Origin of the sequence: Pusillimonas sp., from assembly GCF_029263785.1 — a bacterium.
Lineage (GTDB): Bacteria > Pseudomonadota > Gammaproteobacteria > Burkholderiales > Burkholderiaceae_B > Pusillimonas.
The window spans coordinates 1-13808 of sequence record NZ_JAJUFE010000062.1; the positions used below are offsets into that span (position 1 = coordinate 1).

9 protein-coding genes and 1 tRNA gene are annotated in these 13808 nt (G+C 58.3%); 4 read left to right on the forward strand and 6 right to left on the reverse strand.

The genetic code is table 11. The features are described from left to right. Positions 1-303 precede the first annotated feature (303 nt). From pcaD to Q1J88_RS11560, 3 genes are all read right to left on the reverse strand, one after another. The gene (pcaD, locus tag Q1J88_RS11550; protein ID WP_301117861.1) at positions 304-1569 is read right to left on the reverse strand and encodes a 3-oxoadipate enol-lactonase; all 1266 of its coding nucleotides are present in this window, start codon (positions 1567-1569) and stop codon (positions 304-306) included. A gap of 120 nt (positions 1570-1689) precedes the next feature. Further along, the gene (locus Q1J88_RS11555; RefSeq protein WP_301117862.1) at positions 1690-3069 is read right to left on the reverse strand and encodes a lyase family protein; all 1380 of its coding nucleotides are present in this window, start codon (positions 3067-3069) and stop codon (positions 1690-1692) included. Between the two features lie 112 nt (positions 3070-3181). Then, a complete protein-coding gene (locus Q1J88_RS11560) occupies positions 3182-4912 on the reverse strand; it encodes a PAS domain-containing methyl-accepting chemotaxis protein (protein WP_301117864.1) in 1731 nt (576 codons plus the stop codon). A gap of 123 nt (positions 4913-5035) precedes the next feature. Between Q1J88_RS11560 and Q1J88_RS11565 the strand changes: the two genes are divergently transcribed. Then, positions 5036-7618, forward strand: coding sequence for a GDYXXLXY domain-containing protein (locus Q1J88_RS11565; RefSeq protein WP_366902739.1), 2583 nt, complete (start codon positions 5036-5038; stop codon positions 7616-7618). Positions 7619-7657: 39 nt separating this feature from the next. Next, on the forward strand, positions 7658-8215 hold the full coding sequence (locus Q1J88_RS11570) for a peroxiredoxin (RefSeq protein ID WP_301117867.1): 558 nt from the start codon (positions 7658-7660) through the stop codon (positions 8213-8215). Between the two features lie 287 nt (positions 8216-8502). Here Q1J88_RS11570 and Q1J88_RS11575 read toward each other — a convergent pair whose 3' ends face one another. Both Q1J88_RS11575 and Q1J88_RS11580 read right to left on the reverse strand, forming a co-directional pair. Continuing rightward, positions 8503-9885, reverse strand: coding sequence for an MFS transporter (locus Q1J88_RS11575; protein WP_301117868.1), 1383 nt, complete (start codon positions 9883-9885; stop codon positions 8503-8505). A gap of 99 nt (positions 9886-9984) precedes the next feature. After that, positions 9985-11115: a cobalamin-independent methionine synthase II family protein gene (locus Q1J88_RS11580; RefSeq protein WP_301117869.1), complete on the reverse strand. Its 1131-nt coding sequence runs from the start codon at positions 11113-11115 to the stop codon at positions 9985-9987. A 303-nt stretch (positions 11116-11418) separates the two neighbouring features. On the opposite strand from Q1J88_RS11580, the gene Q1J88_RS11585 reads away from it, so the two are divergent. Next, positions 11419-12273, forward strand: coding sequence for a Sir2 family NAD-dependent protein deacetylase (locus Q1J88_RS11585; RefSeq protein ID WP_301117870.1), 855 nt, complete (start codon positions 11419-11421; stop codon positions 12271-12273). Between the two features lie 342 nt (positions 12274-12615). On the opposite strand, the gene Q1J88_RS11590 is transcribed toward Q1J88_RS11585, so the two are convergent. Next, a tRNA-Met gene (locus Q1J88_RS11590) sits at positions 12616-12692 on the reverse strand. 66 nt (positions 12693-12758) lie between these two features. Here Q1J88_RS11590 and Q1J88_RS11595 point away from each other — a divergent pair. Then, positions 12759-13751, forward strand: coding sequence for an LLM class flavin-dependent oxidoreductase (locus tag Q1J88_RS11595; RefSeq protein WP_301117871.1), 993 nt, complete (start codon positions 12759-12761; stop codon positions 13749-13751). Positions 13752-13808: the final 57 nt, after the last annotated feature.

Sequence of the window (13808 nt, forward strand, 5' to 3'; positions counted from 1 at the left end):
CGCAGCAGAGGAAGGGCATGCCCCGGTACTGCAACGTCAACTCCTCCGGGGTCCTGCATTCCAAACATGCTCAAGCAGCTTCACCCCCATGCAGGCGGGCTACGCTGGCTGGGCGTACGGTACGGTATATCAGGCGCGCGGCGGTGGCCTCGATGTGGCATCCATGTAACGATGGCAAGAGGCAGCCTCGGACCAATTTTGCTGGCAACTGGCTTGGGAGGCCTCGCCGGAAATCCATACTTGAAGGCCCTGTATTTTTTCGCCGTAAATGGCCGCTCCAGGTTGCTGGAGCGGCCGTTGGCATTAACCCAGATCTGCAAGAAACCGGGTGACTGCCTGTTCAAACGCCTTGGGTTGTTCGGCTACAGCCAAATGCGATGCGTCTTCCAGAACGACCAGCTGCGCCCCGGGAATGGCCTTGGCCATGGTCTCGGACATGGATACGGGCGCACCCTGGTCCAGAGCTCCTGCAATGACCAGAGTGGGGGCCTTGACCTGGGGCAGGCGACCTGTCGTGTCGACAGTGCCCACGGCATTGCAGCAGCCAACATAACCTTCGGCATCGGTGCTTACCAGCCGTTTGCGGAACGACGCCACTGCGGCGGCCTGGTTCTGGCGGAAATCGGCGTGGAAATAGCGTTCCATGACCGCGTCGGCGATAGCCTCAATTCCTTTGGATCGGACCGTCTCGATACGCTGTTGCCAGGCGGCACGAACTTCATCAGGATACGCGGACGTGGAGTTGGCGATGACGAGACCCGAAACCAGCTCGGGGTGACGTATGGCGAGCTCCTGGCCGACCATGCCGCCCATTGACAGGCCAATCCACACCACCGGTCCGCAATCCAGTTCACGCACCAATCGAGCGGCGTCTTCCGCAAGCTCTTGCATGGTGTAAAGCGAAGCAGGCGCATCGGATCGACCGTGCCCGCGATGGTCGTAGGCAACGACGTCGTTTTCGGCTGCCAGTTCGTTGGCCAGCGTATCCCACATGCTCAGGTCACAGCCCAAAGCGTGGCTCAGGACGATGGTTCGACGCGGTGCACCGTTGCGCGCCTTGCGCAGTGTGTAATGCAGGGCGGGTTTGCTGCGCGTTGCGCGCTCCTGCCCGATTCCGGGATGCGCGGCAGCAGTCATGTCGGCCGGTTCGAGCGTATAACCGATGTCGGGTCCGATCTCGCGCAGGATGGCCATGGCATGTGTAAAGCCGGTGTTGGCGGCAGGGACACCCGCGTAAATGGCGGTTTGAATCAGCACTTCCTTTAGCTCGTCCACGGTCAGCCGGGTTTCGGGGGCACCACCTTGCAGTGCCGCGCGCACGTGCAACTCGAACTCTTCCCAGCGGCCCAGGGCCATCGTAATGGCCAGGACCATGGCACGACGGGTCTTCTTTTCCAGTCCGGGACGGCCCCAGATCTCGTTCCAGGCGAAGCGGGTGATCAGGTGCTGGAACTCGGCATTAAAGTTGTTCGCGTTCGAAAGCGAACGATCCACCCAGGCGTCGCCCAGGATTTCACGGCGGTTCTTCAGCCCGCGTTCGAGATCGTGATTGATGGGATCAGTACTCATGTGAATAGCTCGATAAAAGGTGAATTGAAAAACGGATCCGCCGGGTTTTCGAGGTACGAAAATGGGACGTAGCGCCTAAAGGAACCTCGGCGAGGGAAGTTGCAGTTGAAAGGACCTACCTTAAACGGATGAGACCTGGTCAAGGGCCTGACGCAGGGTTCGGACTGAGGCACGGGCAAGTTCGGCGGCATTGGCATTGGCGACGCGCGGTTGGAACAGGGCCTGCAGCGCATTCAGGTCCAGCTGCGACGCGAGCTCGCTGTCGGCCTGGACCGCTTCGCTTACAACGTCGCCCAGCTGGCGGCTTTCAGCAACAGCTTTCTGAGTCAGCTCTTCCATCAGCTTATGGGCTGCAGGCTTGCCGATGGCGGCTGCCAGGAATAGGGAGACTGCTTCGGCATACACGAGCCCCTGCAGTGCATCGATATTACGCTGCATGCGTGCCGAATCGATGTGCATGCCGGCAACGGCCTCGCGCATGGCTGCCAGGGCACCATGGGTACTGATGAACAGGCCCGGCCATTCTGCCAGCTCGGCTTGCCAGTTGCCTAATCCGCGCTCGTGCTCTTGCCCCATGGCGGCAAGCAAGGCTGCGGCGCGCTGTGGCACACGGCCTGCCGCGGCCAGCGCGGTCATGCACGAAACAGGGTTGCGCTTGTGCGGCATGGCGGTAGAGCCTCCGCGTCCCGCACCGGTGGGTTCGGACAGCTCGGCAATCTCGCCCTGGGCCATGAGGCTGAAGTCGGTGGCCAGCTTGTTCAGGCTGCCGGCCAGTATGGCGACTTCCATTCCCAGGCGCATCCACTCGTCGCGCTGCGTATGCCATGTGGCCTCGGGTGCCTTCAGCCCCAGTTCGTTGGCGACGCGCCGCAGCACTGCAGGGCCTTTGGCGCCCATGACGGCCAGGGTGCCGACCGCTCCGCCCAACTGCAACTGCAACGCGTTTTGGGCGGCAATGTGTATCTGGCGACGCGCGCGGACCAACGGAGCCGCCCATCCGGCCAATTTGAAGCCCAGACTGGTGACTTGCGCCGGTTGCATCAATGTGCGCGCCAATACCGGTGTGTGCAGGTGCTGGTCGGCCAGGTCGAGCAGTCTGGTGCTCAGGGCGAGCAAAGACTCATCAAGCAGTTTCAGGGCCTCACGGGTGGCCAGAACCATGCCGGTATCGATGACGTCCTGGCTGGTGCTTCCCCAGTGGACATGGGTTGCGGCACTGGGCTCATCCTCTTTTACGGCTTGGGTCAATGCCTTGACCAAGGGGATGGCCATGCTGCCCGCGCGCCGGCTGGCAACAATAATGGCCTGTACGTCGTACATGCTGATGTCGCCGTGTCGCGCGATGGCTTCGGCGGCTGCTTGGGGAATAATGCCTTCCTGGGCTTGCGCTTTTGCCAGAGCGACCTCGAAGTGCAACATTTGCTGCAAGATGGCGGCGTCATCGAATACCGCAATGATTTCAGACGTGGTCAGGAAACTGTCGAAAATGGAAACGCTCACCGTAGACTCCGGCAGGTAAAGGGAAGGGGCTTAATGCAGAAGGCCGGCGCTAGGCCGGCCTTGGTATTGTAGCTGTTGGGCCCCGGCCCTGTCAGGCCGGAGGCTTCAGCTGCTACGAGTTGCCGATGGCATGACGTCGCGAGTGCTCGACGTGGGGTGCGGCCGTTGGCTCGTTGGCCGCCGCCGAAGGCCGCCTGGATTCGGACCGGGCCGATGTGCGTCCTTTCCGGCCATCGAGCGAAGCAGGGCGGCCCTCTTTATTGAGGCCTGTGTTCAGGACGCCGATGGCCTCTCCGAGGTTTTCGGCCTCGAGGGACAAGGTACGCACCGTCTGGCCAAGATCGTGTACCAGCGCGGCGTTTTGCTGCGTCACGCCGTCCATCTGGCCAATAGCCTGGTTTATTTGCTCCAGGCCTGCCGACTGCTCGACGGATGCCGTAGAAATCTCGCCCATGATGTCTGTAACGCGACGTACCGAATCGACGATTTCCTGCATGGTGGCACCGGCCCTTGCAGCTTGTTCAGAACCGATCGTGACCCGTTGCGTCGATTCGTCGATAAGGCCTTTGACCTCTTTGGCCGCCTGGGAGCTTTTGAGGGCCAGGTTACGTACTTCGCCGGCGACGACGGCAAAACTCTTGCCGGCTTCGCCGGCTCGCGCGGACTCGACCGCAGCATTGAGCGCCAGGATGTTGGTCTGGAATGCAATGCCCTCGATAAGTGTCACGATGTCTGAAATCTTGCGCGAGCTTTCGCGGATGCCGTCCATGGTTTCGACAACCTCGGAAACCACCTTGCCACCCTGACTTGCTATGCGCATGCTTTCGTCGGCCAGGCCGGCGGCAACGTGAGCGTTATCGGAGTTTTGCTTGACGGTGGCAGTGAGCTCTTCCATTGCTGCCGCTGTTTCCTGAAGCGACGATGCCTGGTCTTCGGTACGGGCAGACAGGTGAGTGTTGTTGGCGAAGAGCACCTGGGCGGTGTGGCCGGTGGCGGTGACGCCGATCTGCACGTCGTCGCTGATGCTGATCAGGCTCTTGCGCATGATGTCCAGATAGAACAGGACGCGACCCAGTTCGTCGCTGTGGTTGATCGGGCCGACGTCGGTGGCGAGGTTGCCCGCAGAAATTTGCCTGGCCGTCTCGGCCATCTGATCGACGGATTGAAGTACGTGGCGGGTAAGAATGAAGCCTTGCGCGAACATGCCCAGTGTCAGCAGGCCGATAATGGGCCAGGCGAACCATTGCCATTCGGAAGGCATGCCGCCGGTCGCTGCAAAATAAGCGCTTGATCCGATGGCAAGCAGGGCAGCCAGCTTCATGCGAATGACGCTGACGCGCAAGCCACTGCCAAAAGGCAGAGTGACCAGATCGGCTAGACGACGCCAGCCGCGGCGCACGCGTTGGCCCTGTTCTACGCCGTAACCTTTGGCGCGTCCGGCGTTGATGTCGGTATAGAATTTTTCGGCGGCACGAATCTGTTCTTCGCTGGGCTTGACCCGGACAGACGCATAGCAGGTGACTTCACCGTTTTCGATCACCGGGAAGGCGTTGGCCAACACCCAGTAAAAGCCGCCGTCCTTGCGCCGGTTTTTTACAACGCCCAGCCAGGGCTTGCCTTCCTTGAGCGTTTTCCAGAGATCGGCGAACGCCGCAGGGGGCATGTCGGGGTGGCGGATGATGTTGTGCGGCTTACCGATGAGTTCATCTCGCGTGAAGCCGCTGACTTCGATAAAGGCGGGGTTGGCGTATATCAGCCGGCCCTTCATGTCGGTTTTTGAGATCAGGTACTGATTATCGCGAACCTTGGTTTCAACGTTTGTTACTGGCAGATTCTTGCGCATAATGAGAAGGGTGCCGTAAGAGTGGTTAAGTTCTTTTAATTTTCGAAACAAGAGTGCTAGCTTACTGGCACCCGCGGATAATGTCTTTACGACTGCTTGCACGCAAAGTTTAGGCTGTCGATAATGGGCGTCTTTTCCGAACCAGGCGCTGCACAAATGACACAACCCTCTCCAGACGAAGCTTCAGCCGGTGATAGCCGGTTGCGGCAGGTGAACCGCGCGGCGCTGGCCTTGGGCTGCCTGCTGGTGGCCAGTGGAGGCGTGTGCTGGGTGGCTGCCAACTGGCCGAACGCATCTGCGTTTCAAAAGCTGGCCGGAACACAGTTCTTGATTGTGTTTCTTGTCGGCGGCGCCCTTTGGTTCACGGGCCAGACACGTGCATACGTTGCGGCAGGCAATCACAATTTTTCGGTTTCGGCTCACCTGACGGCGTTGGCCGGCGTGGGATGCGGGGCATTACTCGCCCTGATCGGACAGATCTACCAGACGGGGGCCGATTCCTGGCAGTTGTTTCTGGCATGGGCCGGCCTGCTGATCCCCTGGCTGCTGGCGCTGCAGACTGTCGCCCTGGCTCTGCTGTTTGCGCTGGTATTGAATACGGCACTGGCGTTATTTCTGGATATCCATGGGGTGGAGCTATGGCTGGGCTTCGGCGGATGGGCGGTGTCAGCCTTGCTTGTGGCCGCACTGAACGCAGGCCTGTTGTGGATTTACGAGCGATTTTTTGCCGGCTTTTCTGATGTCTGCAGAATCGGCCCGCGGACGCTGGCAGCGGCGTTGGCAATCTGGCTCGTGCTGGCAGCCTTTTCGGCGATCGACTCCCATTCGGGGCCGATCATCTATTCCCTGATAGGTTGGGCAGCGCTGGCGCTGATGTATTGGATCTATTCGAGCCGGCGTGCTGACATGGTTATCGTGTCTGTGGCTGCGATCGCCGCGTTTGTTCTTTTGACCCTGCCATTATTGTATTGGGCGGGATCCGAAGCAGGGCTCCTGCTGGTTGTCCTCGTGCTGTTTGTTGCCATGGCAATAGGGCTGCGCAAGCTGGGGCAGTTATTGCGTGCTCGCCAGATCGATTCCGACCCTTGGTACTTCAGCGCGTTTCGTCTTATTGCGATGGGCGTGACGGCGGTACTGCTGATCGTCTTTTTGTTGATTACCCTCGAATTTGACGTTGAGTCGCTTTGGATACCCGGCCTCGTTCTGAGTCTGGCGGGTGTGGCGGCCTACCGCGCCGGCAAATCGGACGTGCCGCAGGAAGCTGGTCTGGTGTTGATGACCGCAGGACTCTTGCTTGGCGGCGGGTCACTGTTTGCGCTGCACGACAATGGGTCGCCAATTGCCGTCTACGCATTGCTCGTGTTTGCCGCCATTTTGTACGCCGTTGGCAGTAATGCGGCATTTCGATTTGTCGCTGCGTTTTTTGCGCTGGCGGTGTTCCTGATCATGACCTGGCCGGACAAGGGTTGGGATACTCCGCTTCTGGACCCGGATCGAAATGGCCAACCGGCTCTGGGCGTGTATTTGCGTCTGTGGTGGACAAGCGTGGCTGCAGTGCTGGCGCTGCTGATCGGCCGCGGTGCAATCGCAGGTAAGCGCTGGCGACCTTTGGGCTGGGCCTTGGCCTTTCTGGCACAAATTATGGTTTGGTTTGTTCCGGCACCTCGTCCTGCGGCGGTCGGAATGGGGTTGGATCCCTCGGTCATGCTTGTATGGTTGGCATGTGCCGCATTGCCGGTCGTCGCCCTGACAGCCGTGCTTTGGCGTCGTCCCATAGTGCCGGGGGTGCTGAGGTTTGGCGTTCCTCTTGCATTAGCCGTTGCATCCGTCGGGTGGATGGGCGCACCAGGCGTTTCGCTTGCGCTGTTATGGATGGTCGTCGGTTTCGCCATGCGCCATCGCAGCCTGATGGGCTTCGGCGCACTTGCTCTGCTGGCCTGCCTGGCGCGTTTTTACTACCAATTGGACACGACCTTGCTGCAAAAGTCTGTGCTTCTGGCAGGCACCGGGGCGTGGCTGATACTGAGTTCATGGATGTTCAGCAGGGTGGTAGCCAGCGGATCTGCCAGCCAAGATGGCTCCGGGCCTGCGTCGTCTTCGAGGCCCGAAAAATATGACCCTGCCACTTCCAAACCGGCTTCGACCGCCGTCCGTCAGCGGGCTGTACGTTGGCGGTTGGGTCTTGCTTGCGGTTTGCTGCTTGTTCTCGTTGGCGCAAACCTGGGTATTTACGAACGCGAACAGATACTTGGCAATGGCAGGCGCGTTGTGCTTGAACTGGCGCCTGTTGATCCGCGCTCCCTGATGCAGGGAGACTACATGCGTTTGAGATTTGCAGTGGCCGATGACGCCCTTCGACAGTTGCAGCAAGCCCCAGACTCCCGGGATTGGGCGGACGAGCGTTACGGCTCTGGCTATTTGCTGCTCCGTCCCGACGATAAGGGAATACACCGCCTGGTGTCGATTAAGACGTCAGATGCCCTCGAGGATAGCCGGCAAGACAACTCCATGTCCGAAGATGTATTGTTAAAGTACCGCCTGCGTGACAGGCAGGTCCACGTGGCTACCGATGCCTGGTTCTTTCCCGAGGGAAGGGCGAGCCATTTCGAGCAAGCGCGGTATGGAGAATTTCGTGTGGACCAGGATGGCGCGAGCTTGCTGACCGATCTGTTGGACGCTGATCTGCGCAGTTTATCGGCGCACTGATATCTTGACCAAGGTGTACTCCACGCCAGGGAGAATTCGATGACCTTACCCAAATTGACTCTTGTCGGGCGGTGGCTGGCCCCGCTGAGTGTGGCGCTAACCCTGACGCCGGCCCATGCGCTAGAGGTTGGTGATGTGGCACCCGACTTCACCCTTCCGGCTTCTGACGGAAACTCGTACCGGCTTTCCGATTACAAAGGCAAGCAGGCCGTCGTGCTGGCGTGGTTCCCCAAAGCGTATACCTATGGTTGCACCATAGAATGCAAATCTCTGGCCGAAAACGGACACCGCATCCGCGAGTTTGATGTGACGTATTTCATGGCCAGCGTCGATCCATTGCTCGACACCAAGGGCTTCGCGGCTGAGACGGGGGCGGATTTTCCGTTGCTGAGTGACGAAGGCAAGTCGGTCGCCCGTGCCTACGGCGTGCTTCATGACAAAGGATACGCGCGACGCCACACCTTTTATATTGATAAGGATGGCAAGATCATGAAGATCGATACCGATGTCAGGCCCGAGACTTCTGCCCAGGACATGATCGATAACCTTGCCAAACTGGGTGTGGCTCGTCGCAGCGAGTCTAAGCAGACCCCGTAGTCGCAGGGGCAGGCGCAGTTGCAGTCGAAGGGGCAAGCGCAGTTGAAGTTGCAACCGCCACCGCCACCGCAACTGCAGCCGCAGCCTCTGCCACAGCCGCATCCGCATTCCCAGCCCCAGCCATAGCCACAGCCACAGCCGTAGCCATAGCCATAGCCGCATCCGCAGCTGAAGTTGCAGATGCAGGCGTAGCTGAAGTTGCAGCCGCAGCTGAAGGTGAAGTTGCAGCCGCAGCTGACGATGCGACTGCAGTTGTAATGGCCGGGTGGCGAGAAGCTTCCGGCAGGCTACACGCCCATGGGGAACACGCGGTGTCCCGGACTGTCCTTACGCTTGCGCATTTCTTCAGGATGGTCTAGCCAATTGGCCCCACGATTGCGTAGCAGGAACAGATATACCAGCAGCGACCCGATAATAAGCAGCGTCACATAGGCGATGAACATCGTTTCCTTGTCGGCATGTTGTGCGGCCGAATACAGTACCGGCGCGGTCCCGCCGAATGCCGAGTTCGCAATGGCATAACCAAAGCCGACACCCAGGGCGCGCACGTGTGTTGGAAACAGTTCGGCCTTTACTACCGCGTTGATCGAGGTATAACCCGTCAAAATCACAAACCCGGCGGTAAGAATCGCAAACGAGAGCAGCGCGTTGTTGGTTTGCGGCAATACCGTAAATATGACCCAGGTGAACAGCGTGCCGCCGATGCCGAAAAAGACCAGCAAGGTACGACGGCCCACTCGGTCAGAGATGTAGCCACCGAGCGGTTGCAACAACATCAGTATGGTCAGGGCAATGAGTGTGATGACCGAACCCATGACAGGGCTGCTTTGCGCGAAGCTGGCCTTGACGATATTAGGGCCGGTTACCGAATACGCATAGAAGGCTACGGTACCGCCCATGGTGACCAGGAAGCAGGCCGTGAGTTCCTTCCAGTAATTGCGGACCAGTTCCCCCATCGAACCCGAGTCTTTGGTCTTCTTGGCGATTTCGATGGCGTCTTCGCTAAGCGATTCATCCATGGTGCGTCGCAACCACAGAACCACTAACGCTCCCACGCCACCGATCAGGAAAGCCAGGCGCCAGCCCCAGTCGGCAAGTGCCTCCTTTGACGTTGCAAGCAGCAAGGCAAGGAACAGTGCCTGCGCAAGAACGTGGCCCCCGACCAGTGTGACATAGTGGAACGATGCCAGAAATCCACGATGCTTGGGCACGGCAGCTTCACTGAGGTAGGTGGCAGATGTGCCATATTCGCCACCCGTGGCAAACCCCTGGACCAACCGGCAGATAATCAAAATGACGGCTGCCCATTCGCCAATGGAAAGCCGTGTCGGGGTGATGGCAATCGCAAATGAGCATAGCGACATGATGGTCACTGACAGCGCCAGTGCAGCGCGGCGTCCTTTTCGATCGGCATAGCGCCCGAAAAACCACGATCCGACCGGGCGCATGAGAAACGTAAGCGCAAAAATAGCCCAGATGTAAACGTCGGCGTTTTTATCATCCGGGCTGAAGAAATGGTGTTCGAATGAAGCTGCAAATACGGAATAAACGTATACGTCGTACCATTCGACCAGGTTACCGGCGGAACCCTTGAGGGTATTGGAAACCGAACGCCGCAGGTTGGTCGGTAAGTGGGGTGCGTCGGCCCCTACCATTTCTTCTGTCCTCATACCTAGAGCCCTTTTTAAATGGTGGTAAGCGGATTGTGCGCCGAAACCAAACGGCTGGCTACCCGAAGCGCTCGCCCAGCAAGAGGCTTGCCCGGCCCGCTATGCCATGGCTCGTTCAGCGCGATCGGCTCCATCGCGCAAGGCAGCGAGTTTCATCCAGGTTACCGCAGGATCAATTTTTCCGTAGTTGGCAAACGTACCAAACCCGCAATCGGTGCTTGCCAGAACCCGGTCCTTGCCCATGAAGGACAGATAGCGTTCCAGCCTTTGCCGGATCAGCTCCGGATGCTCGACGTAGTTTGAACAACTGTCTATCAGGCCGGGAGCAAGAATCTTGTCATCGCTCAGTTTGGCATCGCGCCAGATTTCCCATTCGTGTTCGTGACGGGGGTTGGCGGCTTCAAACAATATCGCCGACGGGCGCGCAGCAAGAATCGGGTCAATTACTTTCTCGAGGGCAATGTCACAATGATGCGGCCCTTCATAATTTCCCCAGCAAATATGCATGCGCATCTTCTCGGCCGGGATATTACGTGTGGCGGCGTTAAGGGCTTCGACGTTTTGCCATGCCCGCTTTACGAACTCCTCTTCGCTGAGGTTTTGAAACCCTGTGTGCGCCGCCATCGCCAGATCGGGGCAATCAAGTTGAAGATCAAAGCCTGCGTTCACAATGGCTTCGTATTCGGGTCGCATTGCCTCGACCAGGTCGGCCAGATATGCTTCGTGCGTGGGGTAGTGCTTGTTGGGCTGGAAAGCAGTGATCAATCCAGGTGAGGCGGCATTCATGAAACCGCGACCGCCCCGGCCGTATTTTTCCATGGCCGACCTGAAGCGCCGGATGTCTGCATGGCACGGCTCAAGCGTACGCAATTTGACCGGCCCGACGCACGCTGCGCGCACGAATTCCTGAGTGCCCATGATGGCACTCAGCTTTTTACGCAATTCGGGGAAATCGGCCAGATCCTTTGCCGGCGTACGATCTACGTGTCCGCCAAACCCTTCGAGCCGTTCGGTGATGTAGGTGGCGTATCCCACCTTGCCCAGTTCGCCATCGCTCATTATTCCCACACCCGCCTCGACCTGCTTCTGCACCGCATGATCTATGGCGGCTTGCACGACCTGCTCGAAATGTTCGGTGTCGATATCTTCGCCGTGATCCTGGGCCAGCAGCAATTTCGCCAGCTCATCGCCTCGGGGAAGGCTGCCGACGTGGGTGGTGAGAATAGACATAGCGCTCCTTTCTTATCGTTTTCTGCAAAGACGGTAGTGTATCGTCAGTGTGCCTGAATGTGGTGTGCATCAGGTTTGCGAGTTCGAATGAACGCGCGTATCGGGTCGCTGATATTGTCCGTATCAATTACCATCGGCGAAGGTCTTGCCTCAGCCTGGTCTTTTTGCCGGAACCAGGGGTTGATGCCTGAACGATGGCTTGATGCCTGGCCAAGGTCTTGTTGACTGGCAAGGTCTTGTTGCCTGGCAAGGTCTTGTTGACTGAAATGGGGCTGTAACGGATTTGGGTCGTGAATAACAGAGATGATCGGAAAAAATGCTGAAGACTTGCTGCTAAAGAAAGCGGCCAAGCTCGTACAGACGGCAGAGATGTTGTTGCTCGTTACCGGTGCAGGCATGGGCGTGGATTCGGGGCTTCCCGACTTTCGTGGCACGCAGGGTTTCTGGCGCGAATATCCTGCACTGGAACGCAACGGACTCGACTTCATGTCAGTTGCGTCACCCAGGGCTTTCCGTCAGTTCCCGGACATTGCCTGGGGGTTCTACGGTCACCGGCTCAATTTGTATCGTCAAACCGTGCCACATGCCGGCTTCGGTATTCTCAGAAAGTGGGGTGACGACTGCCCTTACGGCTACATGGCTTTCACCAGCAACGTGGATGGTCAATTTCAAAAAGCCGGGTTTGACAGCAAGCTGGTCACTGAATGCCATGGTTCGATCCACCATCTTCAATGCCTGAACGCGTGTACACCTGAAATCTGGTCCGCCGATGCTTTCACACCTGTGGTCGACGAAAAACATTGCGTTCTGGTCAACGAGCCGCCTCATTGCCCGCACTGTGGAGGCCTGGCACGGCCCAACATATTGATGTTTGGAGATGACAACTGGCTGCCACACCGCAGCGTAATGCAGCAACGCAGACTGGAGCACTGGTTGAAGAATGCCGAGCGCTTGCTGGTAATTGAAATTGGCGCAGGTACCGCAGTTTCGACTGCCCGCGATTTCACCCACGCAGTCGCCTTCAATCATTCGGCGCCTGTCATACGAATCAACCCCCGCGAACCAGAGATTTATGGTCATGCAAACCACGTCAGTCTTGCCATGGGGGGCATGGAGGCACTACAACGAATAGATGACTTCCTGATCGTATCAGGCTAAGCCTTGTGATCAGGCTGGGGTTATTGCCGGCTCTTTGAGCCTGCTGCGCATCTTTGCGCCACAAGATTTGTGAGAAAGACCTGCTGACAGCAAGGTGCCCACGCGCCGCCAATAAGCGAGCGATCGCTGGTGGTTCTACATCATAAAAGGGGGACGCTCGACATTCATTAGACTTGTTTTGGCTCTACATCATTAACGGGGGACACCGACATTCATTAGACGTGTTTTTGCGAAGAACTTGTCTAAAGGAAACAATGCCGATGTCCCCAATCGATTCTATCCTAGGTTTTTCTAGAAATAAAAACTGCCCCGAGCCTTGTGGACCCGGGGCAGCTTGAATTCTGGTGGCGCATCCCTGATTCGAACAGGGGACCTGCGGATTATGATTCCGTCGCTCTAACCGGCTGAGCTAATGCGCCAAAGAGCGAAACTATACCATAAAAATTTCTGCTTGTTTTATCCGGTTCAGCCCCCACTTGCAGATAATGACCAAGATACCGTTTTCCATTCTCGACCTGTCGCCCATTGCCGAAGGAAGCGACGCTGCGGAATCCTTTCGGCACACCCTGGATATCGCCCAGCATGCCGAGCGCTGGGGCTATAAGCGTTACTGGATGGCCGAACATCACGGCATGCCCGGCATTGCCAGTGCGGCGACCTCGGTGCTGATTGGCTACGTGGCGGGAGGCACAACGACCATCCGCGTGGGGGCGGGGGGCATCATGCTTCCAAACCACTCACCACTGGTTATCGCCGAGCAGTTCGGGACGCTCGAGTCACTGTATCCCGGCCGAATTGACCTTGGGCTGGGCAGGGCACCGGGATCAGATCAGACGACGGCCCGGGCCTTGCGTCGCAATCTTGCCGCCAGCGCCGACGAGTTCCCTCAGGACGTACTGGAACTGCTGGATTATTTTTCGGACGAACCGCGTCAGCCTGTACGAGCCGTGCCTGGCACCGGCCTGAACGTACCAGTGTGGATTCTTGGGTCCAGCCTGTTCGGTGCGCAGCTTGCCGCTGCTCTTGGTTTGCCGTACGCCTTTGCTTCACATTTCGCTCCACAGCAAATGATGCAGGCCATCCAGGTGTATCGCAGTACCTTTCGTCCGTCCCAATACCTGGACAAACCCTACGTCATGTTGGGCTTTAACGTGTTTGCCGCAGACGATGACGAGCAGGCCCAGTTCCTGGCTTCTTCGTGGCAACAGTCGTTTGTCAGCCTGCGCAGTGGGCGGCCCATTCGGTTACCGCCACCGGTGAAGGGATATCTGGAAAGCATCGGTCCACAGGCGCAGCATCTGCTCGATCACGTGTTGTCGTGTGCGGCGATCGGAGCTCCCGACACGGTGGCGCGCCAGCTCAAGGACTTTATTGACAAGACAGGCGCTGACGAGCTCATGATTACGTCGAATATGTTCGACCACAAGGCGCGGCTTCGTTCATACGAAATTACCGCGCAGGTGCATGATTCGCTGTAACTGGCTTATTGCGCGGGCAGGGCAGAGGCGGGCAGTCCAAATACCTTGTCGAAGGCG

Bases quoted from the DNA above. Each gene is read 5' to 3' on its own strand.
- pcaD (WP_301117861.1), bottom strand. From the start codon at position 1,569: ATGAGTACTGATCCCATCAATCACGATCTCGAACGCGGGCTGAAGAAC.
- Q1J88_RS11560 (WP_301117864.1), bottom strand. From the start codon at position 4,912: ATGCGCAAGAATCTGCCAGTAACAAACGTTGAAACCAAGGTTCGCGAT.
- Q1J88_RS11565 (WP_366902739.1), top strand. From the start codon at position 5,036: ATGGGCGTCTTTTCCGAACCAGGCGCTGCACAAATGACACAACCCTCT.
- Q1J88_RS11570 (WP_301117867.1), top strand. From the start codon at position 7,658: ATGACCTTACCCAAATTGACTCTTGTCGGGCGGTGGCTGGCCCCGCTG.
- Q1J88_RS11575 (WP_301117868.1), bottom strand. From the start codon at position 9,885: ATGAGGACAGAAGAAATGGTAGGGGCCGACGCACCCCACTTACCGACC.
- Q1J88_RS11580 (WP_301117869.1), bottom strand. From the start codon at position 11,115: ATGTCTATTCTCACCACCCACGTCGGCAGCCTTCCCCGAGGCGATGAG.
- Q1J88_RS11585 (WP_301117870.1), top strand. From the start codon at position 11,419: ATGATCGGAAAAAATGCTGAAGACTTGCTGCTAAAGAAAGCGGCCAAG.
- Q1J88_RS11595 (WP_301117871.1), top strand. From the start codon at position 12,759: ATGACCAAGATACCGTTTTCCATTCTCGACCTGTCGCCCATTGCCGAA.